Source organism: Acidipropionibacterium timonense, assembly GCF_900605005.1.
In the GTDB taxonomy this organism is placed as follows: domain Bacteria; phylum Actinomycetota; class Actinomycetes; order Propionibacteriales; family Propionibacteriaceae; genus Cutibacterium; species Cutibacterium timonense.
In genome coordinates this window covers 919,346-942,809 of record NZ_LR027558.1, presented here as the reverse complement: position 1 = coordinate 942,809, position 23,464 = coordinate 919,346, and the positions used below count along the sequence as shown (strand labels likewise).

At 69.0% G+C, this 23,464-nt stretch carries 26 protein-coding genes; 8 read left to right on the top strand and 18 right to left on the bottom strand.

Annotated features, from left to right (window positions below):
- Positions 1-1,158: 1,158 nt before the first annotated feature.
- The 4 genes from E0E30_RS04495 to E0E30_RS04475 form a co-directional block, all read right to left on the bottom strand.
- Positions 1,159-1,920 carry an HNH endonuclease family protein gene (locus tag E0E30_RS04495; RefSeq protein ID WP_130865274.1) on the bottom strand — a complete coding sequence of 254 codons (762 nt, stop codon included), beginning with the start codon at positions 1,918-1,920 and terminating at the stop codon, positions 1,159-1,161.
- Between the two features lie 69 nt (positions 1,921-1,989).
- Entirely contained in the window at positions 1,990-2,433 is a 444-nt protein-coding gene (locus E0E30_RS13260) for a hypothetical protein (RefSeq protein WP_167853884.1), read from the bottom strand.
- Positions 2,434-2,608: 175 nt separating this feature from the next.
- Complete coding sequence (locus tag E0E30_RS04480; protein WP_130865271.1) at positions 2,609-3,175, bottom strand: hypothetical protein; 567 nt, start codon at positions 3,173-3,175, stop codon at positions 2,609-2,611.
- Between the two features lie 7 nt (positions 3,176-3,182).
- A complete protein-coding gene (locus E0E30_RS04475) occupies positions 3,183-4,253 on the bottom strand; it encodes a CHAP domain-containing protein (protein WP_167853883.1) in 1,071 nt (356 codons plus the stop codon).
- A gap of 167 nt (positions 4,254-4,420) precedes the next feature.
- On the opposite strand from E0E30_RS04475, the gene E0E30_RS04470 reads away from it, so the two are divergent.
- Positions 4,421-4,870: a hypothetical protein gene (locus E0E30_RS04470; protein ID WP_130865269.1), complete on the top strand. Its 450-nt coding sequence runs from the start codon at positions 4,421-4,423 to the stop codon at positions 4,868-4,870.
- 50 nt (positions 4,871-4,920) lie between these two features.
- On the opposite strand, the gene E0E30_RS04465 is transcribed toward E0E30_RS04470, so the two are convergent.
- The 7 genes from E0E30_RS04465 to E0E30_RS04435 form a co-directional block, all read right to left on the bottom strand.
- Positions 4,921-5,253, bottom strand: a complete 333-nt coding sequence (locus E0E30_RS04465) for a hypothetical protein (RefSeq protein WP_130865268.1) — start codon at positions 5,251-5,253, stop codon at positions 4,921-4,923.
- A complete protein-coding gene (locus tag E0E30_RS04460) occupies positions 5,250-6,581 on the bottom strand; it encodes a hypothetical protein (protein ID WP_130865267.1) in 1,332 nt (443 codons plus the stop codon). Before E0E30_RS04460 ends, E0E30_RS04465 begins: the two co-directional genes overlap by 4 nt.
- Positions 6,578-6,931 (bottom strand): hypothetical protein, encoded by a 354-nt coding sequence (locus tag E0E30_RS04455; protein ID WP_130865266.1) that lies wholly within the window; start codon positions 6,929-6,931, stop codon positions 6,578-6,580. The genes E0E30_RS04460 and E0E30_RS04455 overlap by 4 nt, the downstream gene beginning before the upstream one ends.
- 99 nt (positions 6,932-7,030) lie before the next feature.
- Positions 7,031-7,801 (bottom strand): ParA family protein, encoded by a 771-nt coding sequence (locus tag E0E30_RS04450; RefSeq protein ID WP_245306500.1) that lies wholly within the window; start codon positions 7,799-7,801, stop codon positions 7,031-7,033.
- Between the two features lie 362 nt (positions 7,802-8,163).
- Positions 8,164-8,634, bottom strand: coding sequence for a tyrosine-type recombinase/integrase (locus E0E30_RS13875; protein WP_210115772.1), 471 nt, complete (start codon positions 8,632-8,634; stop codon positions 8,164-8,166).
- A gap of 561 nt (positions 8,635-9,195) precedes the next feature.
- A complete protein-coding gene (locus E0E30_RS04440) occupies positions 9,196-9,417 on the bottom strand; it encodes a helix-turn-helix domain-containing protein (RefSeq protein WP_130865263.1) in 222 nt (73 codons plus the stop codon).
- Entirely contained in the window at positions 9,414-10,067 is a 654-nt protein-coding gene (locus E0E30_RS04435; RefSeq protein WP_130865262.1) for a DUF2975 domain-containing protein, read from the bottom strand. Before E0E30_RS04435 ends, E0E30_RS04440 begins: the two co-directional genes overlap by 4 nt.
- 111 nt (positions 10,068-10,178) lie before the next feature.
- On the opposite strand from E0E30_RS04435, the gene E0E30_RS04430 reads away from it, so the two are divergent.
- From E0E30_RS04430 to E0E30_RS04415, 4 genes are all read left to right on the top strand, one after another.
- Entirely contained in the window at positions 10,179-10,562 is a 384-nt protein-coding gene (locus tag E0E30_RS04430) for a TetR/AcrR family transcriptional regulator (RefSeq protein WP_130865261.1), read from the top strand.
- A 2-nt stretch (positions 10,563-10,564) separates the two neighbouring features.
- Positions 10,565-10,921, top strand: a complete 357-nt coding sequence (locus E0E30_RS04425) for a hypothetical protein (protein WP_130865260.1) — start codon at positions 10,565-10,567, stop codon at positions 10,919-10,921.
- A 106-nt stretch (positions 10,922-11,027) separates the two neighbouring features.
- Positions 11,028-11,894: an aldo/keto reductase gene (locus tag E0E30_RS04420; RefSeq protein ID WP_130865259.1), complete on the top strand. Its 867-nt coding sequence runs from the start codon at positions 11,028-11,030 to the stop codon at positions 11,892-11,894.
- A gap of 60 nt (positions 11,895-11,954) precedes the next feature.
- Positions 11,955-12,275, top strand: coding sequence for a carboxymuconolactone decarboxylase family protein (locus E0E30_RS04415; RefSeq protein WP_130865258.1), 321 nt, complete (start codon positions 11,955-11,957; stop codon positions 12,273-12,275).
- A 4-nt stretch (positions 12,276-12,279) separates the two neighbouring features.
- Here E0E30_RS04415 and E0E30_RS04410 read toward each other — a convergent pair whose 3' ends face one another.
- From E0E30_RS04410 to E0E30_RS04395, 4 genes are all read right to left on the bottom strand, one after another.
- Positions 12,280-13,533, bottom strand: a complete 1,254-nt coding sequence (locus E0E30_RS04410; RefSeq protein WP_130865257.1) for an ATP-binding protein — start codon at positions 13,531-13,533, stop codon at positions 12,280-12,282.
- A gap of 158 nt (positions 13,534-13,691) precedes the next feature.
- Positions 13,692-14,690 (bottom strand): aldo/keto reductase, encoded by a 999-nt coding sequence (locus E0E30_RS04405; RefSeq protein ID WP_130865256.1) that lies wholly within the window; start codon positions 14,688-14,690, stop codon positions 13,692-13,694.
- Between the two features lie 227 nt (positions 14,691-14,917).
- On the bottom strand, positions 14,918-15,745 hold the full coding sequence (locus E0E30_RS04400) for a phosphoenolpyruvate hydrolase family protein (protein WP_130865255.1): 828 nt from the start codon (positions 15,743-15,745) through the stop codon (positions 14,918-14,920).
- Positions 15,746-15,796: 51 nt separating this feature from the next.
- The gene (locus E0E30_RS04395; protein WP_130865254.1) at positions 15,797-17,029 is read right to left on the bottom strand and encodes a Tm-1-like ATP-binding domain-containing protein; all 1,233 of its coding nucleotides are present in this window, start codon (positions 17,027-17,029) and stop codon (positions 15,797-15,799) included.
- Between the two features lie 117 nt (positions 17,030-17,146).
- Between E0E30_RS04395 and E0E30_RS04390 the strand changes: the two genes are divergently transcribed.
- Positions 17,147-18,550 carry an aminotransferase-like domain-containing protein gene (locus E0E30_RS04390; RefSeq protein WP_130865253.1) on the top strand — a complete coding sequence of 468 codons (1,404 nt, stop codon included), beginning with the start codon at positions 17,147-17,149 and terminating at the stop codon, positions 18,548-18,550.
- 71 nt (positions 18,551-18,621) lie between these two features.
- Positions 18,622-19,215: a LysE/ArgO family amino acid transporter gene (locus E0E30_RS04385; RefSeq protein WP_245306498.1), complete on the top strand. Its 594-nt coding sequence runs from the start codon at positions 18,622-18,624 to the stop codon at positions 19,213-19,215.
- Here E0E30_RS04385 and pdxT read toward each other — a convergent pair.
- Together pdxT and pdxS are read right to left on the bottom strand one after the other, a co-directional pair.
- Positions 19,178-19,780: a pyridoxal 5'-phosphate synthase glutaminase subunit PdxT gene (gene pdxT / locus E0E30_RS04380; protein ID WP_130865252.1), complete on the bottom strand. Its 603-nt coding sequence runs from the start codon at positions 19,778-19,780 to the stop codon at positions 19,178-19,180. The two genes, E0E30_RS04385 and pdxT, sit on opposite strands and share 38 nt — an antisense overlap.
- Positions 19,774-20,613 carry a pyridoxal 5'-phosphate synthase lyase subunit PdxS gene (gene pdxS / locus E0E30_RS04375; RefSeq protein WP_245306647.1) on the bottom strand — a complete coding sequence of 280 codons (840 nt, stop codon included), beginning with the start codon at positions 20,611-20,613 and terminating at the stop codon, positions 19,774-19,776. The genes pdxT and pdxS overlap by 7 nt, the downstream gene beginning before the upstream one ends.
- Positions 20,614-20,759: 146 nt before the next feature.
- Between pdxS and pdxR the strand changes: the two genes are divergently transcribed.
- Positions 20,760-22,268 carry a MocR-like pyridoxine biosynthesis transcription factor PdxR gene (pdxR, locus tag E0E30_RS04370; RefSeq protein ID WP_130865250.1) on the top strand — a complete coding sequence of 503 codons (1,509 nt, stop codon included), beginning with the start codon at positions 20,760-20,762 and terminating at the stop codon, positions 22,266-22,268.
- Here the strand turns inward: pdxR and cysK are convergent.
- On the bottom strand, positions 22,229-23,164 hold the full coding sequence (cysK, locus tag E0E30_RS04365; protein ID WP_130865249.1) for a cysteine synthase A: 936 nt from the start codon (positions 23,162-23,164) through the stop codon (positions 22,229-22,231). The two genes, pdxR and cysK, sit on opposite strands and share 40 nt — an antisense overlap.
- Positions 23,165-23,464: the final 300 nt, after the last annotated feature.

The window sequence follows — 23,464 nt, the reverse complement described above, 5'->3', positions numbered from 1 at the left end:
AACAGGTCCTCCCACGATGACCCCTCTACGTCAACGCCGACGAGGGACCCNATCGGTCAGGACTTCCTGAATCAGCGCGGACAGGGCAGACTGGTTGTGGGTCATCGTGAGATCACTTCTTTGCTTCTTGCCGGAAACAACAGGTCCTCCCACGATGACCCCTCTACGTCAACGCCGACGAGGGACCCGCAGGAAGTGACACCACACTAAGAGACGCACCCCGCAAGGGGCGGTGGCCGAGGTACGAGGCCGCCGACGAGTTGCGCGTAGGCCCGGCCCCGTCATGATGGAAGCCCGAGAAGTGGGCAAAAAACGGGTGGGATGGGCGCCCGCGCCATCGGCGCGGGCACGATTGGGCCCGAAGGGCCTCCAGGGGTGCGGGGTCCTCCCCCGCGTCGGCCCTTCGGGCCGACAGTGCGTTGTGGACGGGGCGCCGACGTGCTGGCCGATGGTGCCGGTCACGACCGCGGGGGTCCGGGGGTCGCCCCCCGGACCGGTACGGCACGAGGACCGGCCCAGGGCCGGCCCGAGTCCCTTCCTGGACATGGGTCCGCCCCGAGGCAGGAGGCGCAGAGCGGTCGGCCTTGACGGCCTGGCGGTGGCTGCTATGTTGCCGAGCCCGCAGAGGCTGCGCTATTCCTACCAGAACAGTCGGCTTAGCCCGTGGACACATGCTGTGGCGCCCACAGGGTCGCCTTGTGCTTGGGTATCGGTGCCCGGCACGCTGAACGTAGGGAGGGATCGTCCCGGGTGGGCCGATGGCGTACATGGGTCAGTGGCGGCTGCGGCACCCGCGCGGGACTACCCACATGGTGCTGATGTCGGGGGTCTCCTCGGCGCTGGCGGCGGCGCGTGCTGTGGCTGATCACTCCTGGCTCCGGATAGCCGCGCACTGCGGCGACGGCCAGGGCATTTGGACACACGGCCCGCATACCGACCAGGGCGTCCTGAGGGTCAGGAGAATGACTGACGGCGACGATGCACGGGTCAAGGCCCGTCCTTCCATTGGGCCAGGTACGTCACGAGCTCCGTGTCGACACGACGGCCCTCAGCCTGTTGCCATGCGGCGGTGGCAGTGCCATCAACGATAGGGCGCGGCCCTGCCCGGTTCGGCTTGTGTCTGTGTTGTGCCAGTCTGGGGCGACCTGATGGGGTTGTTCAGCGGGGTAGAGGTTGAGTCGGGCAGGTGGTGAGGACGCGGGTCATGGCGGTTTTCTCGGCTGGGGTAATCCACAGATGATACTTGGTTTTCACGGCGATTTGTCGGGCGATGTAGGGACATCTGTAGTCGTGTCGAGGAGGAAGCCAGGTGGCGGCGTCGCCGTCGCTCTTGGCTTGGTTGGTGGGGCCGTCGACGGCTAGCAGGTTGAGTGGGTCGTTGGCGAGGGCTGTGCGGGTGGCGGTGTCGAGGTGTTGTGCTCCGGTTTGCGAGGCGTCTGCGAGTGCGACGACGTGGTCGATCTGGACGGCGTCGGAGGTGCCCGGTCCTTTGACCCAGGCGATGGTGTGGCCGGTGTAGGGGTCTGCCAGGGTCCCGGCGATGACGACGCATCGGCTACCTGCCCGGTAGTGCACGTTGGTGAGGTCTCGGGCGAGGGCGTCGTTGCGGGTGTCGCATCCGTCATGTCCCCATGGGGCTGTCAGGGCCGGGGTGGTGTCGTCGGTCCATGTGGGCCCGAACTGGGCTCGACTGTAGCCAGTCTTGGCGGCTCGGCCCTTGACGGGCAGGTCTGCGAGGGCGGCGATGGCTGCCATGGCGTGCTGGTGAGGTTGCGAGCTCGTCGCGGCGGGCAGGGTGACGGTGTTGACGGTGGTCGAGGGCACGGCGTCGTGTCTGGACAGGAGGCCGCCGGCCCAGCCCAGCCCGATGACGACGGCGATGCCGGCCACGGTGACTCCACGGCGCCGCATCAGGGTCATTGTTCGGAGCATGGGGAAGTCTCGATCTGTCGTGGGGGGGCGGTAGCGCCTGTTGAGGGGGCGCATGAGTCAGTAGCGGTAGCGGTCGTTGCGAGGCGCACTGGTGAGCGCGTAGATCACGGCGACGAAGCTGAATAGGACGATGGGTGCGAACAGGAGGATGAGGAACCCGCGGGATTCGAGGTTCTTGTGGAAGCAGGTGATGGCGAATCCGACCCAGGCAATGATGAATGCTTCGATGATGGCGACCGGTCCGATGTGGGCGCCCACGAGGTGTGGACATTCCAGGCCGATGATGCCGACCGTAAGCCCGGCCAGGAGCAGGGTCAGGCCGATGAGGAGATTGCTTCGCTCGCCGGCGCGCCGGGGCGAGGTGTGCGGTATTGGTCGGTAGGGCGGATACGGCTGGTAGTGCTGGATCGGCTGGGGTTGCTGGTAGGGCTGTAGTGGCTGGTAGGGCTGGGGGTGCTGGAATGACGGGAGCTGCCGGTATGGCTGGTGGGGTGTGGCCATGGTGTCCTCCTTGTGGTGTTGACGGTAGGGCGCCGGGGGGACAGGTTGAGGCGGGGTTGGTGGCGGGATGGGTACATGTGTGCTCATGGGTGGAGGGTGTGGACGTAACAGCCCGGTGCGGGCGGTGGGGGCTGGTGAGCCTGGTCCTGCCCTCGTGACAACACCTGCACCGCTATCAGCTGTTCATCGTGATGCTGGTGATCGTCCCGTTGGGGCCGGTGTGCATGGTCCAGGAGTGGGGTTGCCTGTCGTGCTGGACGGGTATGTCGGAGCGGTGGTAGTCGAGGGTGAAGATGACGGTCCGCCCGGTTCCTGCCGGGGCGCCGGGGGCTTGGGGTTGGCCGCCGGTGACGTTGGTGACGTTGACACTGATCCACCCGTCGTGGCCGGTCATGTCTCGGGTCCACCACCATCCGCCGGTGCCGGCCCCGGAAGGGTCCAGTTGTCTGCGGGTGATGGCGGGCAGGGTTACGGCGGCCCGCGTCCAGGCACCGGCCAGGGTGTGGTCGAGGCGGGTGTCGGCGGCGTTGGCCACGATGACCAGACGGGCGGCTGTCTGCCCGGCCCGGTCGAGGCCGCTCGGCATGGTGCTGGTGGCCACTCCCCTGGCCACCAGCGATGGCGTGGGCGTCGTGGCAGCGCCGATGCTGCTGGCTTGGGAGGCGGCCGGGCGGGCGGCCGTGGTGCATCCTGTCAGGCCGATGAGGCAGGCGGTGAGCGCCGCTAGGACTCGTGGACGCATGATGTCCTCACTTCTCGAAGTGCAGAATGTTGGTGAAGTCGGCACCCAACCTGACGTGGCTGCGGGTACCGAAGGTGTGGCGGGCCACATAGTTTGATTCAGCGACGTCGAAGGTGCCGTCGGGGTAGACCCGGGTGATGTAGGCGACGTGCCCGGTTCCGCCGGCGGCCGTCGTCGATTGGGCGATGGCCCCGGCGATCGGGTGCGTGTCGACGACGATCCCAGCGGCCCGGGCCGCGGCAGCCCAATGGCCGGCATTGCCGAATTGTTGACCCCGCCAGAAGTTCGTGAAGGTTGTGTATTTGGTGTGGGTGCGGATGGCCCACGCCGCGTAGCTGGTGCATTCGCCGTAGTAGAACCGGTTGGGGTCGACGACCAGGCGCCGGTCGCCGGAGGTGAATCCGCCGGCGGCCATCCACGCGGTGTATGCCTTGGCGTCCCCGGAGGCATCGGCCGAACCCGACCCGGCGCATGTCGTTGTCCCGGTGAACCAGGCGTGCATGTGCACCAGATAGGTCTGGGTGATCGCGGGAATGTGGGGGTAGCGCATGAGGTTGCCCTCCCCGGCGTTGTGGGCGATGACCAGGGCGTCCAGGTCCGGTAGGGAGGCGAACGGGGCACCCGGATGAGCCTTCTTGAGGGCCCGCACCGTCGCCAGCCGATCCTTGAAGTAGGCTCCGGCGACCTTGGCATGGATCAGCGGATCGGTGATGCCGATCGGCGTGCCGCCAGGATTGTCGCCGGCCGGATAGAACCGGTGCCATTCGGCGCGGTTGAGCTGGAACAGGCCCCAGGTGCCCCCGTTGGAGTCTGGTGAGAAGACCGAGGGATCGAACGAGGACTCTTGATTGGCCACAGCAGCCAGCCAGCCGACAGGCAGACCCGAGGCGGCCGAGGCAGCCTGCATCCACGGGGTCGCGGCCGCCGGCACCGACAACGTTCCCGTGCCGCACACACTCGTGTCCTGCCCGCTGGTGCTGGGGCCCGAGCTGGTCACCAAGAGCAGCGGCAGAGCCAGCAGGACCAGGAGGAGGCCGATGATGACCCCAGCCGCCGTTTTCCCGCCACCAGATTCCATGACACGTCCTTTCTTGTGCCGGCCGCTAGTGGCAGGCGCCGGTGGCATCGGACCACGACAGGGACGGGGAGCCGCCGGTGTCGCTGACCGCGAGCCGGTGGGCGCCGGCGCCCACTCGCACACTCGTGGACGGCCCTGACCCGGCGCCGTCGACGGTGGCGCTGACCGTGCCTGTCCCCGACCCGGTCACGCTGATCGTTGATGCCGCGGTGCAGGTGATCGTCAACGCTGCGGTCCGTGTCAACGGCACCACCACCTGCCTCGATCGTGTGCGTGTCGGTGCAGGAGCCTGGGTGCGGGCCGCCACGCTGGAGCGGGTGGCGGTGGGCCGGCTCGTGCGGCTCGGGGCGGCGTGGGTCGGCTCGCTCGTGTGGGTCGGGGCCGGCGTCCTCGTCCCGGTTCGCGTGGACGTCGGGGTGCGCGCCGGTGTGGGTGTGGATGTGGGGGTGGGTCGGACGGTCGCTGTGGCGGTGGCGGTGACGGTGATGATGGGCCGCGGGGTTGCGGTGGCCGGCACGGGCGCGTCGTGGCCGGGCCAGGTGGCGGCCCCGGCTGCCGCGAGGGCCACGAGCGCTACGGCCGCGCCGACCATCGCGGTACCTCTCCGGCGCCGGTGAGGTCGGCCCGTGTTCCAGGGCTGGTCGGTGAACAGGTCCTCGGCCATGATTCAGCGCACCGTCGCTGCGGCTCGGGCGACCGCCGCCAGGACGAGCCCGCCATGGTCAGGGTCCAGGCCCACCAGGGCCACCGACAGGTCAACTGGGGTCCCTCCGATCAGGGACGCCGCGATGACCGCGACCGCCTGCCGGCTGGCCGAGCTGGCCGCGGTGTCGACCGCGATGGCGTCGGAGTCGATCCAGGCATGGCCGTCGGCCGCCCTCCTGGCGCCCGGCACACGCTCCCCCGCTGCAGTGATCCCGAGAAGCAGCTCGACGCCGGCGGCCAGCGTGTCCATCCCGCCCGCCCAGCGACGCAACTCCTCGACGCTCCGGTTGGTCATGGTGTGGGCTCGATGAGGTCACGGGCGATGGCGGTGGCGGCGCCCCGGGTACGCCGTGACAGTTTCGCCCACTCGATGACGGTCTCGGCCGCCAGATGCTTGTCGGGGGGCAGGTCCATGACATGCCAGCCGGACACTTCCAGGGCGTGGCGGTACTGCCGGTGCAAACCCCGGTCCGGTCTACGGGACGGGGCATGGGTGCCCACCCACAGGACGCGACCTTTGAGGTTGCCGTGACCAATCCGGTCCATGTCGGTGATCATCCGTTGGGCCATCTGCATGGTGTCGGGGTCCCACTGGACCGGGACCAGGACCCGGTCCGCGTCCGTGATCGCCCGTTGCCATGCCGCGTCGACATCGTTGTTGCCGGTGTCGTAGATGACGACCCGCTGACTGTGGTGCAGGCACCGGGCGATCGCGGCCACATCGTCCCCGTCGACCGGGGTGATGAGGCCACCCTCGCCGGCTGTGATGGATGTCGGGCACACGACCGTGGCCCACCCCTCGGCCTGCCACGAGATGAACGGGTCCAGGTCTCGCAGGCTACGCCCGAACCCGGGGTCACGACGGGCGGCCGCCGCCAGGCCCGTCACGTCCCCGGTACAGGAGCGGATCGTGCGGTCGGCCAGTGTGCCGCGAGGGTTGAGCTCGACCAGGGCAATGTCGTTGTGGCCGGCCAGCGCCGCCAACGCTTGGGCCACCACGATCGCCAGCGGCGTCTTGCCGGCCCCACCCTTCAAGTTCGCCAGGACGATCGTGCGGTCGGGCAGACTTCCGACCACCTGCGCTGGGCCGCGCGAGGGCAGCGGCGCAGCGAACAATGTCGAGCCGCCAGCCTGGGCAGCCGGCCCGTCCAACAGGACGTCGATCGGCACCCGGCCACGACGGACCGGGGTCGGCGCGAACTGCGGTCCGTCGGCAGGTTCAGCGGGCATCACCGGAGCCGCCCGCCACCCCCGCACCGCCGGCGACGCTGACGGCGCTGGCGCCACTGGTAGGTCGGGCAGTGCTGGTGTCACTGGTGACACTGGCGCTGCTGGTAGGTCTGGTGGTGCTGGCGACGCTGGCGGTGCTGGTGGTGGGGTTGGTGTGGGGTCGTCGGGCATGGCTTCCATGGACCCGTCGGGGCGCACGACGACCAGGGCGGCGTCGTCACCGTCGGTGACGTGCAGGACGAGGTCGACCCCGTCGTCGTGGGCTTGGCGTGATGCGGCGCCCAGGAGCCGGTCCCGGGTCGTGTTCGCGTCCGGGCCGGGCTCGCTGATCGGGTCGTGCCCGTCGATGCACAGGATGCCGGTGCCGTCGGCGTGAATGGTCAAGGTGCTCATGAGGACTCCTCCACACGGGGTAGACGCCCGGCTGGCAGGCGTCCGGGCTGGACCGGGGCCAGGGTTCCGGTGCGGGCCTCGGATTCGGTGACGGCCCGGCTGATTGCCGCACCCATCCACGCCGAGAACGACGCGTAGCCCCGTCCGATCCCGTCAGCCAGGAACGCCGCCCGAGCCCGGCCCAGCAGGTCGGCGTCCAGCGTGATCGTGCACTTGGCCTTCGACGCCGGCGGCCGCGCACCGGTGCCTCCGGCAATGATCGGGTCATCGACCGGGGCGCGAGTCAGGGCCGCCCACGCGTCGGGTGCCGGTCGACTATCACGCTGCATCGCCGATGCCCCCCGCCCCATACGTCGCACCACAGCGCATCGCCCGATCCCCTCTCGGGTTCGCCGCCACTAACCCATCCGGTGCCAGTCCCAGGTCCCATGCCTTGTCCGGTGCTGTCGTCATGACAGTTCTCCTTTCTCACCTGTCAGCGCGGCGGCCACTGCCCCGATGGCCTCCACCACGTCGGCTGTCGGCCCACCGCAGGCCAGGGGCCGCTGCCCCGAGCAGGCCGCCGACACGCCTTCCCGGTCACCAATCCGCGAGGCCAGGACCGAGTCCCCGTAGTAGTCGACAAGGGTGTCGACCCACTCGCGCTGATCGACCCGGTCCCGCCGGAACCGGTTCACGACAATCCCGGCCAGCACCAGGTGCGGGTTGTACGCGGTGCGGACCGCCGCGATCGTCTGCACCATCTGCGCCACCCCATCAACCGCAGAAGCGCGAGGCTCGGTCACCACCAACGCTTGATCCGCCACCACCAGGGCATTGACCGTCAACATGCCCAACGCCGGTGGACAATCAATGAGCACGTGATCCCAGTCGCTGGCCGGCAGGACCGCCAGCACTGACCGGAGCCGGCCCTCCCGCCCCAACGACACATCCGTCTCCCGGGACGCCAGCCCACGCGACGCCGCAATCACGTCGATCCTCGCCCACGCCGGACCCGCCGCACTCACCGCAGCCCGAGCCCCCATGAGGGTGCCCGAGACCGCCGCCGCCAACAAGTCATTCAGCCCCAAGTCCGTGGCCAGATCCGTGTCCAGAATCGTCGTCGCGTTCGCCTGCGGGTCCGCGTCAATCACCAGGACCCGCCGCCCCAGCCCGGCCCAATACTGCGCCAACGCCGTCGTCACGAAGGTCTTACCAACCCCGCCCTTCTGGTTACACACCGCCGTGATCATCGCTCGCCGCTACCCGTGGACTTACCGTCGACCGGCCCTGACCAGTTCTCCGCCCGGTCCGCAGCCCGCGTCAGCTCCCCCGCCAACTCACGCGCCTGCGCCGCCGTCAACGCACCCAAGCCACGCAACCTGCGCCGACCCGACACATCGAACTGCGCGAGCTCGACCCCATACGTGCGCGACTCACGCCGCGCCTCTAACACCGTCAACTGGACCCCCAGACTGCCCAACGCAAACCTGGGCCTAATCACCACGTTCACCGCTTCAACCTCCTCTACTGACGTGCACCGCTGGAACCACTTGAGCCACTGGAACGGCTGGCCGCGTGGGCATTGGACTGTGAGACCATGTCAGGCCGCAGCGTTGACGGCTGCTCGTAGGTCACTGCTTGGCACAGCCGTGTACCGCTGAGTCGTGGCCACCGACCGGTGGCCGAGAAGCTGTTGCACGACGAGAAGGTCGTGTCGCTGCGCGTACACCGACGTCGCGAAGCCATGGCGGCACGCATGGAGCGACCACCCGTCAGGAAGCACCGCACGGGCCAGCTCCGCTACCCGTTCTGGGCACAGGTGCCCATCCTGGCCGCCAGGAAACAGCCACGGGCTGTCCTGCTGCTCGAATCGACGACGAAGAGTCGCTGCGAGATCGTCTGGCAAAGGAACGATCCTCTCCACCCCGCCTTTGCCGTTGACGATGAGGCTGGGTCCCTCGCCCGTGTCGATCAGATCGTTCCGGTTCACTTGGCAAATCTCGGCACGTCGAAGCCCGACTTGGCGCCCGAGTCTCAGAACCAACCGCGTTCGGTCATCCGCGAGACGCATGGCGGACTCCCACACTGGCCTCGGCAAGGGACGTGGCACGCCCACCATCCGCTTCACCACCGGAAGCTCGGCGGCCGGATCGGGCAATCCGTGTGCCTGCGCCCACCAGCCGAAGAATGATCGCAAGCCCGAGTAGAACGACCGCCTCGTCTCGATGGACCATTCCTGACTCGCGCACCAAGCGATGAGGTCTGAGCTCGATACCTCTGCCGGACTCACTGTGCCGAGCGCCCGCGCGACTTGTCGAATTTGCCGGGCCCGGGTCGTGCACGTGGCCCTTCGCCTGCCTCCAGCCACCAACTGCCTCTGCCAGCCGCTGATAGCCGATTCCCACTGCTGTGCATCCAATGGTCTGACGAATGGTGCTGCCATGCCCGACAGATTCACCCCAGCCCCGACTGTGGCTCCAACTCCACCGGGCCCCCTGCCTCAACGCCAGGTTGACAGTTGCACGTTCGGACAGGCTACATCCCTGGGTCGCGGGTTCGAGCCCCGCACGCCCCACCACGCGTGTGGCACCTCTGCATGCCGCCTGCGCGACGCCATTCAGGCGGTACCGGATCATCTCACCGTGAGCAACTCCCCCGGCTGACACCCGAGGGCATGACAGATCGCGGTGAGGGTCGTGAACCGGATCGCCCGGGCCCGGCCGTTCTTGAGCACCGAGAGGTTGACCAGGGTGATGCCGGTCCGGCGGGACAGTTCGGTGAGGGTCATCCCGCGAGCAGCCAGCAGGTCGTCCAGGTGGATCTCGACGTCGTGGTCAAGGAGGGCGTCGGTCATACGGTCGCCTCGATCTCCTCACGCATGGGCACCGTTTCGACGAGCACCCGACCCATGGACACGGTGCCGACGCCGGCGATGACGGCCGCCCAGTTCCAGTGGACGTACTCGGGCAACACCATGAGCACGTCGAGGTCCGACACCAGGTGCGATGCGACAACGGCTCGAATGGCGGCGTCCAGCAGCGCCACCAGAAGCAAGCCGACCAGGACGTACCATCCGAGCCGATGCACGGCCCGAGCCATCGAGCGGGTGAACAGCCCCTCGCGTCGACCATGCCGCGCGAGAGCCCACAGCTGCGCGAACAACCCGACCACCCACACCAGGTTGACGACGACCGGCGTCGACAGCAGCGCACGATCGAGTCCGGTCATCGACGCCTGGCAGAGCGTGATGTGGGCCGGCGTGCCCGCGACGGCCCCGGGTCGCAGGCCGTGCACCCAACCTGACGGCCCCTCCCCGAGCCACAACCCGCTCTGCGGTACCTCGACACAGGGAGTCCGGGAACCCCAGGCCCCGATGACAAGGTGCGCATGGCCGCCGAAGGCGAGCATCGTGAGCATCGGGAGGACGAACACCAGGACGGTGCAACAGGCGAGGAGGATGACGATCGGGGCAAGGGGATCGGGCGGACGATGGCGACTCGACATGACCACTCCTTATCGATGATCGATACTATCGACAAACGATAAACCCTCGGCAGACGTCCGTCAATGACCAAGTTCTAGACAACTCGTTCTAGAACATGTAGTCTGTATCCCATGGGACGACCACCAGGATTCACCGTCGACGAGGTTCGCCGCGGCGCGACCGACCTCTTCGGAAGCCGCGGTTTCGAAGCCGTGTCCGTCGACGTGCTCATCAAGGAGTTGGGCATGAGTCGGGCCAGCTTCTACAAGATCTTCGGATCCAAGCAACGGCTCCTCGCGCAGGCCCTCGAGGACGTCTGCGAGCGAGCGACCCGTGACGACGTCGACGACGCCGCCAGGGACCTCGTCCTCGTCTCCCTCCTCGAGGTGGCACCGACAGATCCCCAGATCCGCGAGCTCTGCACACGAGCCCGCGCGCTGTGCTTCGCGGATGACCCGCGCGCCCTCGGCGAGCACCTCCTCCACCGCATCGACCGCCTCTCACGACAGGACTGACCATGCGCAACACCATCACCATGACCGACGACCAGCTCATCGTCGAACCCCAGGGGCTGGACAAGATGTGGTCGTTCACCGGCCGCCTCGCGATCCCCTGGGACCACGTTCGGGGCGCCACCCACGACCCGGGAATGAAGCACGAACCCAAGGGATGGCGTGGTCCGGGGCTGCGCGTCGGGCAGAAGCTCAGTGGCACCTTCCACGCCGACGGCTCCCGCCAGTTCTGGAACGTCAATGGCTACGAGAACGCCATCGTCGTCGAACTCGTCGACGAACCCTACAGCCGGCTCGTCATCTCGGTGGACGACCCGTCGGCTACCGCTGCCCGGATCAACGCGAGAACATCCGGACGCTGAGCGACCTCTCGTCGGCGCGACGAAGGCCGTCGTCGATGGTGACCAGTCGGCCTCCGGTGGTCTCGAAGCGCCTCACCCGGCCGGAGTCACGTCGTAGCGTGGTGCCATGCCCATGATGACGGTGACGATGAACAACGGCATCGACATCCCCGAGCTCGGCTACGGCGTCTTCCAGATGACCTCACAGGAGGTTCGCGAACACCTGCCGGAGGCCCTCGAGCTCGGCTACCGACACATCGACACGGCCAACGCCTACTTCAACGAGGTCGCCGTCGGACAGGTCGTCCGCGCGGCGATCGACGCGGGCACCGTCTCGCGCGACGACCTCTTCATCACCTCCAAGCTCTTCCCCCAGTCGTATCCGGCATCGCAGTGCCCCACCGACATCGACGCCACGCTCGAACGGCTCGGCCTCGACCATCTCGACCTGCTCCTGCTCCACCGGCCCTACGGCGAGTACGTCGAGGCCTGGCCAGCCCTGGAACAGGCCGTCAGCGACGGAAAGGTGCGATCCATCGGTCTGTCGAACTTCTCGGCGCCCAAGGTCCGCGAGGTCCTCGACGTCGCCACCATGACGCCGGCCGTTCTCCAGGTCGAGATCAACCCCCGGTGGCATCAGCACGAGCTCAAGGCCGAGCTGGCCGACCTCGGCCTCACCTACGAGGGCTGGTACCCGCTCGGTCACGGTGACGCCGAACTGCTCGACGAACCGGCCATCGTCGCCGCCGCGACACGCACCGGTGCGACGCCGGCCCAGGTCGTCCTGGCCTGGCATCTCGCCGAGGGCAATGTCGTCTTCCCCAAGACGCTGAGCCCCGCGCACATGGCCGACAATCTCGCCGCCACCGACCTCACCCTCACCGACGCCGAGATCGAGGCCATCAACGGGATCGACCAGCGGCCGTACTACCGGGTGCCGGACGAGGCGCCGGACTTCGCCCTGGCGACCCACGACTACACCAGACAGGCCTGACAAGACTGTCACCGACAGGTGGCACGATTCACGATGTCACCCCTCGACCAAGGAGACCCCATGAAGAAGCAGACCGCTGGCCGCGACAACCTCGGGCAGCTCGCCCCGCAGTTCGCCGCCCTCAATGACGACGTCCTCTTCGGCCAGGTGTGGGCCCGGGAGGACGAGCTGTGTGCCCGCGACCGGTCGATGATCACCATCGCCGCACTCTTCTCCGCCGGGCTGTTCCCCCAGCTCAAGGCCCATCTGGCCATCGGGAAGGGGAACGGAGTCACCAAGGAGGAGGCGGTGGCCGTCGTCACCCAGCTCGCCTTCTACTGTGGCTGGCCGAAGGCCTGGAGCGCCTTCCCGCTCATCGAGGAGGTGTGGGCCGAGGACTGAGACGTCACGGGCACAGTGCCCGGAGGGGGAAGGTAACCGCTTCGTCGCCGAGAACCATGGTCGGACCGTCCGCCGTGACGATGGCCCGAAACTGCGGGCGACCGGATCGTGCGGGATCGATTCCCTCGACAACCTCGGCAAGTGAGGTCTGGGCGGCAGGGATCTGACGCTGGCCCAGCTTGACCTCGAGGATTCCCCACCGGCCGTCGGCCAGCTCCACGACGGCGTCTGCTTCACGTCCTGCCTTGTCACGGTAGTGGTAGACGCGGCCGCCCTCGGGGTCACAGAAGACGCGCAGGTGCTGGACCACCTGCGACTCGAACCACTGTCCGGCGGTCTCCAGGTCACGGATGAGCCGGTCCACCGAGGTCGCGCTGATCGCCGCAGCGAGGGCTGGGTCAACCAGGTGCAGCTTGGGGCTCGTCCGTACGGCATACCGGGATCGCAGGTGCGGCGACCAGGCAGGCTGTTCCTCGACAACGAAAAGCCGTCGCAGCGCCCCGAGGTAGGCCACGACCGTCTGAGCGCTCACGGATGCCGACGCGGCGTCGGCGGCGATGGTCGTGACCCCGGCCTCTGTCGCCACGTGGCGCGCAAGGGACCTCAGCACCGCGGACACCCGCACGGGGTCACGCCGCGGTTCGCCATCCAGACGTCCCAGATCGACATTGACGATGTCATCGGCGTAGTCGCGCAGGTGCATCTGCGCCTCCTCGGCGCTCAGTCGAAGATCAGCGGGCCAACCGCCGTGGACGAGATCGGTGATGGCTTCGCGCACGTCCCCACCGGGATCGACGCTCGCACGAGGCCACTCCTGCGCGAAGAGCGCAGCCAACGACACTTCTCCGGTGCCGCGTCCACGCTCGAAGAGCGTCATCGGACGCATCTGGATCCTACGGATGCGATGGGCCCCACTGTGGCGAGAGGCGTCCTCGGCAGGGATGGACGAACCGGTGAGAATGAACTGCCCCGGTTGTTGCCGGTCGTCGATGACACGCCGCACGATGTTCCACAGGCCCGGCTCGATCTGCCACTCATCAACCAGACGCGGCACCTCACCGTCGAGGATGAGGGCAGGGTCGACCTCGAGGGCTGCTCGGATCTGTGGCAGTCCCGAGTCAAGAGCCACCTGGGAGCGCGCGTGGGCACGTCCCGTCATCGTCTTGCCACAGGCGCGCACGCCTTCGAGAAGGACCCCACCCGAGTACGTGAGGGTTCGATCGACCTCGTCATCGACCACACGATTGAGGTACGCCATGGGACTCCTCGAGACGCCTCATCATCCCTTGCCACAGGGACCAATCACGGTTTTGGCATCATTCTAATCATGGTTTCGGCGCGATTCCAGTCACTGATGTGGCGCCGATCCAGTCATGGATTCGGCGCCACAGGACAATCGCCGGACGACCCGGTGGCTCAGATCCTCGTCGTCCCGCGCTCGTCGTCGGGTTCCTTGGGCCCGACGACGGCGTGCGGCAGGTAGGGCTCCTCGAGGAAGGCGACGTCCTCGTCGGTGAGGTGCAGCTCCATGTCGCGGACGGCGTCGTCGACCCGGCTCGGCCTCGAGCAGCCGACGATGGGCGCGGCGACTCCCTTGGCCCAGTGCCAGGCGAGGGCGACGTCGGCCATGGGCACGTCGTACCGACGCGCGAGCTCGGCGACCCGCTCGATGATGGGCATGTCGAGTTGCTCGGCGCGGTCGTACTTGGCGCGCATCGTGCCGTCGGTCGTCGAGCGCACCGAGTCGCTGTTCCAGGTCGGCCGGGTGAGGTGGCCGGAGGCCAGCGGGCTGTACGGGGTGAGCGACATGCCGTACTGGCGGCAGACCGGGATGACCTCACGCTCGTCCTCGCGGTAGAGCAGGTTGTAGTGGTTCTGCATGCTCGCGAAACGCGTCCACCCGTTCTCGTCGGCGACGACCTGCATGGAGTGGAGCTGGTAGCCGTACATGGCCGAGGCGCCGAGCGCGCGGACCCGTCCGTCGCGCACCAGACGGTCGAGCGCCTCCATCGTCTCGGCGATGGGAGTGCCGTAGTCGAAGCGGTGGATGATGTAGAGGTCGAGGTGGTCGGTGCCGAGTCGCTCGAGGGTGCCGGTGATCTCACGCTCGATGGCCTCCCGGGACAGGCATCCCTCGTTGAAGTACACCTTCGAGGCGAGGACGACGTCCTCGCGAGGGACGCCGAGGTTGCGCAGGGACTGGCCGATGAACTCCTCGCTCGTGCCGTGGGCGTAGGTGTTGGCGGTGTCGATGAAGTTGACGCCGAGCTCGAGGGCCCGCTCGATGACGGCTTGGGTGGCGGGCTGGTCGATGACCCACTGGTGGAAGTCGGGGAAGACCTTCCCGAAGCTCATGCCGCCGATGCACAGCCGCGGGATGGTGATGTCGGTGGAGCCGAGGGTGGTGTGGTCCATGGTGTGCTCCTTGGCGTCGGGTGACGACCCCAGACTCTCGCGCCCGGCCGCCGGGGACAAGGGGTGGGGCCGGTTCACCCGCCGTCGTCCCCCTCCCACGCCTGCCCGGTGACCCGGCGCGGACCCGGTCGGGTCCGCGCCGGGTCACNTCGGGTGGGGCACCTGGGTCGAGGGGGCCGGGCGGGTGGGGGGCGGTCACCTCCCCGCCCCACCCGCTCGGACGAGCCTCACTTGCCGAAGGTGATCCGGGTGAACTTCTCGGTCTGGGCCTTGATGCCGATCTCGGTCGGGAACCTCTCGACCGAGCTGGCTCCGTAGAACCCCGTGATCCCCTCGGTGTGGTCCAGGACGTACTGGGCGTCCTCCGGGTTGGCGATGGGTCCGCCGTGGCACAGGCACAGGATGTCCGGGTTGACGCGACGGGCGGCGTCGGCGAGCTTCTGCACCTTGACCGCGGCCTCCTCGAGGGTGATGGCGGTCTTGGCGCCAATGGTGCCCGACGTCGTCAGCCCCATGTGCGGGACGAGGATGTCGGCACCGGCGCGGGCCATGTCGGCGGCCTGCTCCTCGTCGAAGACGTACGGGGAGGTGATGAGGTCGAGCTCGTGGGCCATCCGGATGACGTCGATCTCCTTGCCGTAGCCCATCCCCGTCTCCTCGAGGTTGGCCCGGAAGGTGCCGTCGATGAGACCGACGGTCGGGAAGTTCTGGATGCCGGCGAAGCCGATCTCCTTGACCTGCTTGAGGAAGTAGGGCATGACCCGGAAGGGGTCGGTCCCGTTGACCCCGGCCAGGACCGGGGTGTGGTCGACGACCGGGAGGACCTCCTTGGCCATGTCCATGACGATGGCGTTGGCGTCGCCGTAGGCCAGTAGCCCCGACAGGGACCCCCGGCCGGCCATCCGGAAGCGGCCGGAGTTGTAGATGACGAGCAGGTCGATGCCACCGGCTTCGGCCGACTTGGCGGTGATACCGGTTCCGGCGCCGCCTCCGATGATGGGCCTGCCCGCGGCGACCTTCGCCCGGAAGCCGTCGAGGATCTCTTGTCTGGTCATGGTGTCTCTCCTTGTCGTGTCGGTTGGATGGTCGTGCCTCGGGGCACGTGGTCAGTGGGTGGCTGCGGTGACGAGCCCGTGCAGGTCATCGGCCATGGCACGTCCGAAGCCGGGATCGTTGATGGCCAGATCGGCTTCCTCGACGCGCACGTCGGTGCCCGCCAGACCGTCCCGGATGGCGTCGAAGAGCTTGGCATCGGCCTGGGCGTCGCGGAACGGTCCCCCGTCGACGTCGATGCCGGACACTCCCCGCAGGGGAAGGTGCACGCTCGTCGGCCCGCTCGCCGCGGCGAGTTTCACGGCGATCCGACGCCCCAGCTCCGCCATCTCGTCCGGGGTCGTGCGCATGAGCGTCACCGTGGGGTTGTGGACGACGAAGGTCCTCCCGTCGAACCGCTCGGGAACCGTCTCGCGGGGCCCGAAGTTCACCATGTCGAGAGCCCCGACGCTGACGACCTGGGGCACTGCGCAGGAGCCTGCCTTCTCGAGCCGGTGTGGGCCGGCGCTGAGCACTCCCCCGACGAGGTCGTCGGCGAGCTCGGTCGTCGTGAGGTCGAGGACCCCGGCGACCATGCCCGACTCGACGAGCTTCTCCATGGCACGTCCCCCCGCTCCCGTGGCGTGGAAGACGAGGACCTCGTAGCCCAGGTCGGTGAGTCGTTGCCTGGCCTCATCGGCGGCAGGCGTCGTCAGGCCGAACATCGTCATGGCGATGACGGGCCTGGACGGCGCGTCGACCGGGTGGTCGCGACGTCCTTCGTAGGCCCGGGCCATGCCGGCGATCCCGGCGCAGGCGTTGTCGAAGATCTGTGCCGAGACGTCGTTGACGCCGGCGACGTCGACGACCGAGTACATGATCGCGGCGTCGACGTCACCGATGTAGGGCTGCACATTTCCCGACGCCATCGTCGACACGAGGAGCTTGGGAACTCCGATCGGCAACGCCTGCATGACGCCACCGACGACCGAGCTCCCTCCCGAACCGCCGGCACCCAGGAGCCCGTGGACCCGACCCTCGTCGACGAGGCGACGAGCCAGACGACCGGCACCCCGGGCCATGACCGCCATGGCCCGCCCGCGATCGCCACCCTCACGCACCTCCTGCGGGTTCTCCCCCGCCGCCTCGATGACCTCGTCCGAGGTGACGTCGGCCAGGTCGCTGTGGGAGAACGTCCCCACATCCATGAGCAGGGCGTCGACGCCGTGCTCGGCGAGCCGCTCGCGCATCCACGTGAACTCGGCGCCCTTGGTGTCCAGGGTGCCGAGGACCAGAACTGTCGCCATGTCCTCACTCCTTCGTGATCCGTCACCTCGACGGTAGGGCCCCCGACCGGGCAGGACATGGTCCGGTTCGACACAATTGGACCATCGACTCGAGGGGGCAGGAAGCACGGTGGAACCATGGCTGTCGCCAAGAGAACTGCGGCCGAACTGGCCACGATGATCGGCCCATGGCACGACGGCGCGCCGACCGCCGACGCCCTGGCCTCGGCCATCGCCGAGGTCATCGACGCGGGCCTCGTCCCGGCCGGCACGACCCTCCCGTCCCAGCGCGACCTTGCGCGCCAACTGGGAATCGCCCGGGGAACGGTGTCGTCGTGCTACTCCCGGCTCGCCGAGCAAGGACGACTGCTGACACGCGAAGGATCCGGGTCGAGGGTGCGCACCCGACTCAGCGCACCCGGAGCCGATGTCACGGGACGGCTCTTCTCGTTCTCGGACACCTCGCGACGTCGCATCGACCTGTCCACCGGCGCGCTTCCGGCCTCCGGCGTCGCACGCGAGGTCATCGAGCGCACCTCCCTGACGAGGCTGGACCACTATCTCGAGACCGACGGGTACTTCCCGGCCGGGCTCCCCGTGCTCCGCGTGGCCATCGCGGAGTTGCTCACCCGGGACGGGGTCGCCACCTCACCCGACCAGATCCTCGTCACGAACGGCGCCCAGCACGCCACCGCCCTCACCCTGTCGACGTACCTCACGTCGGGCGATGAGGTGGTCGCCGAGGAACCGACCTACCGCGGGGTCCTCGAGCTCCTGCGCACCCGCGGCGCACGGATCCGCAGTGTGCCGGTCGGTCCGCACGGGATCGACGTGGACCTGCTGTCGCGAGCCCTGACGCGATCGCCGACGCTGGTGCACGTCCAGACGGGGATCCACAACCCGACGGGCTGGTCGACCGAACCGCCCCATCGTCGCCGACTCGCGTCGGCCCTGGTGTCCTGGGGCGGCACCGTCGTGGAGGACTGCTGTTCCCGTGATCTCACGGGCGACGGGCGGCCCGTCCCCACCCTCGCCGGCCTGCTGCCCGACGATCAACTCATCTCCATCGGAACCCTGTCGAAGCTGTACTGGGGTGGGCTCCGGGTCGGGTGGTTGCGAACCTCACGGCATCGGGTCCGGGCCCTCCTCGAGTCGCGGAAGACGACGGACCTCAGCTCGCCGATCATCGACCAGGTCCTCGCCGTCCACCTGCTCGACAGCGTCGACGAGGCGCGAGCGGAGCGGGCCTCGACTCTCACGGTCTCCTTCGACCGCGCCGAGGACCTGCTCCACGAGGTCTGCCCGGGCTGGATCTGGACGCGCCCCCGAGGGGGCGCCGCCCTGTGGGTCGACGTCGGGACCGACGCCGTCTCCCTGGCCGAACGTGCCAGGGCGGCAGGGGTGGTCCTCGCCCCGGGGCCGACCTTCTCCGCCCACGGTGGGATGACCGACCACCTCAGACTGCCCGTCGTCCATGACCCCGAGGTGCTCCGGCATGCGTTGACGACAGTTCGCACTCTGGTCCAGCGTCCCGACAGGTGACGGCGGTCAGTGTTGACCGTCCCTTGACCCGGACCGGGGCCCGGGTGACACCGTGTCGTAGCCTTCCGCCGGTGAACACGTACCTCGCGGGCCTGGTGGCCATGGCCGGACTCATCGTGGGGATCGGGGCGCAGAACGTCTTCCTCATCCGGCAGGGGGCCCGGCGTGAGGGAATCGGCGGGGTCATCGTCATCTGCACCGTGGCCGACGCCCTCCTCGTGTGTGCCGGGACCCTGGGCATCGGTGTGCTCGTCGAGCGCGCACCGCTCCTGCTCCAGGTCCTCAAGTGGGGAGGTGCGGCGTACCTCCTGTGGTTCGCGTACCAGAGCTTCCGGTCAGCGCGCCACCCGCGAGGGATCGACGCCGACGGAGCCGTCGAGACCGCACACGTCTACCGCACCGCCCTGGCGCTGACCTGGCTCAACCCGTGGGTCTACCTCGACACCCTCGTGCTCATCGGGTCCCTGGCCAATCAGCACGGCCCGACCGGACGGTGGGCATTCGCCGCTGGAGCGATCACGAGCTCGGTGGTGTGGTTCGTCGTCGTCGGCCTGGGAGCGCGAGCGCTGTCGGCCCCGCTGTCCAGCGCGAAGGTGTGGCGCTGGCTGGACGGGGCCATCGGCGTCATCATGGTCGGTCTGGCAACGAAGTTCGCCCTGTCCTGAGTGCCGCGACCCAGGCCCGGTGCACCGAGTCGTCCTCGGTCTGCTCGGGATGGAACGCCAGCGCCACGACAGTCCCGTGACGCACCCCGACGACCCTCCCGTCGGCCAATCTCGCGACGACGTCGACCCCCGGCCCGACCCTGGTGACCAGGGGTGCCCGGATGAAGGTCGCCGGCACCAGCCCGGCCCCGGTGACCTCGAGGGTCGTCTCGAAGGAGTCGAGCTGTGAGCCGAAGGCGTTGCGCCGCACGGAGATGTCGAGCACACCGAGGGTCCGCTGACCCTCGGTGGCGTCCTCGACCTCCTGCGCCAGGTAGATGAGTCCGGCGCAGGTCGCCAGGGTCGGCAGGCCGGCTGCGATGACGTCGCGGAGCGGAGCGGCCAACCCGAGCGCCCGGGCGAGCTTGTCGAAGACGGTCGACTCGCCGCCGGGCAGGACGAGGCCGTCGAGTCCGTCGAGGTCCGCTGGACGGCGCACCCGGCGCATCGCGACGCCGAGCCGCTCGAGGATCCGCTCGTGCTCGGCGACCCCGCCCTGGAGGGCCAGGATCCCGACCGTCACCATCCGCGCTCGGCCAGACGGTGTGGGGCGGGCACGTCGGCGACGTTGATGCCGACCATGGCCTCGCCGAGCGACCTCGACACCTCGGCGATGGCCCGCGGATCGTCGTACAGGGTCGTCGCCTTGACGATGGCCGCGGCCCGTTTGGCGGGGTTGCCCGACTTGAAGATGCCCGAACCGACGAAGACACCCTCGGCGCCCATCTGCATGACGAGGGCCGCGTCGGCCGGCGTCGCCACCCCGCCGGCGACGAAGAGGACGACCGGGAGCTTGCCGGTGCGGGCGACCTCCTCGACGAGGTCGTACGGGGCCTGCAGCTCCTTGGCGGCGACGTAGAGCTCGTCGGCGTCCATGCTGCGCAGCCTGTTGATCTGGCCGCGGATGGTGCGCAGATGCTTGACGGCCTCGGAGACGTCGCCGGTTCCCGCCTCGCCCTTGGACCGGATCATGGCAGCTCCCTCGGTGATGCGCCGGAGCGCCTCGCCGAGGTTCGTCGCCCCACAGACGAAGGGGACGTCGAAGTCCCACTTGTTGATGTGGTTGGCGTAGTCGGCGGGGCTCAGCACCTCGGACTCGTCGATGTAGTCCACCTTGAGGGCCTGGAGCACCTGCGCCTCGACGAAGTGGCCGATCCGGGCCTTGGCCATGACGGGGATGGAGACGGCGTCGATGATGCCCTCGATGAGGTCGGGGTCGCTCATCCGGGCGACGCCTCCCTGGGCGCGGATGTCGGCGGGCACCCGCTCGAGGGCCATGACGGCGCTGGCCCCGGCGTCCTCGGCGATCCTCGCCTGCTCGGGGGTGACGACGTCCATGATGACGCCGCCCTTGAGCATGTCGGCCAGGCCGCGCTTGACCCGCGTCGTCCCGGTGTTCTTCGTGTTCTCAGTCATGGGCACCATGCAAGCGGGGCAATTGGACCACCACAAGAGCCAAACCTGGCGACTTGCAATGGACCACTGCACCGTGGCACACCTGTCCCATGAGATCCGACCTCGTCGTCGACCTGCCGATCACCGTCGACCGTCGCGACCCGCGACCGCTGCCGGCCCAACTGGCCCAGCAGATCCGCGAACTCATCGCGCGGCGGGTCCTCGACCCCGGCGACCACCTGCCCAGCGGGCGGTCGCTGGCCGCCGACCTGCACCTGTCCCGAGGGACCGTCGTCGCCGCCTATGACGAACTCACCGCCGAGGGCTATCTCGTGGCGGCCCACGGATCGGGCACGAGCGTCAACCCGGACCTGGCACGGATCCATCCGCGGACGGCGGCCCCGGCGCCGACGCCGTCCCGGCCGAGCCCACTGCCCGACCCGCTCATCGAGCTCACCCCGGGGGCACCGGACACCTCCGACCTGGCCGACCCCGCCTGGCGCGCGGCCTGGCGGGCGGCGGCGTCCTCCCCGGCCCCCCGCCTCGAGGACCCCCTGGGGTCACCGGCGCTGCGCGAGGAGATCTGTGAGCACCTGCGCCAGATGCGCAGCCTCGTCGCCGACCCCTCCCGGATCGTCGTCACCGCCGGCGCCCGTGAGGGCCTGGCCCTGCTGCTGCGATCGACGGCCGCCATCCGGACGATCGGCGTCGAGTCGCCCGGCTACCCCAGCCTGCGCCGCGTGCCGCCGACCTGCGGGGTGCGCACCGTCGACCTGCCGACCGACGACCACGGGCTCGTCTCGGCACTTCTGCCGGACGCGCACCTCGACGCCGTCCTCGTCACACCGGGTCACCAGTACCCCCACGGAGGGTCGCTGTCGGCCGATCGCCGCGTCGACCTGGCCGCCTGGGCCGCCACCCATGGCGCCTGGATCGTCGAGGACGACTTCGACTCCGAGCTGCGTCACGTCGGCCAACCCCTGCCCGCCCTGGCCGCCCTCGAGCCCTCACGCACGGTCCTGCTGGGAACCTTCTCCTCGGTGCTCACCCCGGCGCTCGCCTGCGGCTACCTCGTCGTCCCCGAACCTCTCGTGGAGCCGATTCGCGACCATCGGCGGGCGACCGGGCACCCGGTGGCGGCCATCGTCCAGACCGCCCTGGCCCACTACCTGGCCACCGGCACGCTCCGGCGGCGCACCCAACGGCTCCGCCGGGTCTACCGACGCCGTCGTGACCTCGTCATGGACACCTTGGGAGGCATCGAGGGCGCCGAGCTGCGCCCCATCGAGGGCGGCCTGCACGCCGTGCTCGTGTGTCGCGCCCCGGAGGACGCCATCGTGGCGGGTTGTGCGCGCCGGGGCATCGGCGTCACCGCCCTGTCCCGGTACTGGGGTGGCGGCGGGGCCGAGCACGGGATTGTCCTGGGGTTCGGACGCCTGGACGACGCGACCCTGGCGCACGCCCTGGCCCGGGTGGCCGATGCCGTCCGCTCCCTGTCCCCCAGGACCGCACCGCACCGTGACGCGACCCGGCCGCCGCGTCCGAGGAGGACACGACGGCCGGGTGAGCGCGGGGAGGCTCAGTCGACGAGACCCTCGAAGAGGGCCGTGGACAGGTAGCGCTCACCGGTGTCGGCGATGACGGTGACGATCGTCTTGCCGGCGAACTCGGGACGGGCGGCCAGTTGGCCGGCGGCCTGCAGCGCGCCACCACCGGAGATGCCGGTGATGATGCCCTCCTCGGCCGCTGCGCGGCGGGCCAGGGCGATGGCCTCGTCGCCGGGCACCAGGAGGATGTCGTCGAGGACCGACCGGTCGAGGTTCTCCGGGACGAAGCCGGGGCCCCAGCCCTGGATCTTGTGCGGACCCTTCTGACCCTGGGTGATGACCGGGGACTCGGCCGGCTCGGCACCGAAGACCTTGACCTGCGGGTTCTTCTCCTTGAGGAACTTCCCGGCACCCGAGATCGTCCCGCCGGTGCCGATGCCGGCGACGAGGACGTCGACCTGACCGTCGGTGTCCTCCCAGATCTCCTCACCGGTGCGAGCGTGGTGAATCTGCGGGTTGGCCGGGTTGTCGAACTGGCTGGCGAGGATCGCGCCGGGGGTCGACTTGACGATCTCGGCGGCCTTCCTGTTGGCACCGGGGACGCCCTCGGCGCCCGGGGTGAGGACGAGCTCGGCGCCCAGCAGTCGGATGATGGCGCGACGCTCCTTGGACATCGTCTCGGGCATGGTGATGATGACCTTGTAGCCACGGGCGGCGCCGACGAGGGCCAGGCCGACACCGGTGTTGCCCGAGGTCGCCTCGACGATCGTGCCACCGGGCTGGAGTGCGCCCGAGGCCTCCGCGGCGTCCACGATCGACCTGGCGATGCGGTCCTTGACCGACGACGCCGGGTTGAAGTACTCCAGCTTGGCCAGGACGGTGGCCCGGGAGTCGGGGAAGAGCTTGTTGATCCTCACCAGCGGGGTGCCGCCGATGAGTTCGGTGATGTCCTGGGCGATCTTCGCCATGGTGGTGTTCCTTTCGGATGGTCAGGGGTGCCGGACCCCTGGGGATACGGGACGAGCGGCGGTCCGGACAGGGTCCGGGCCAGGATTCGGGGGATGGAGGTGCCGCGACTGGACGCAGGATCAGCGACAGCAGGACGCGGGGCGCGGGCACGACATGCACATGGGGACGACGGCGTGGTCGATCCCGATGTGTGCGGCGTGCTTCGTGCTCACGTCGTGTCCCTTCGCTGTGTGGCGCTCGAGCCATGACGCCCGTGCGGCGTCTGGAACCAGACAAGCACACCGGGCCGCGACAGCCAA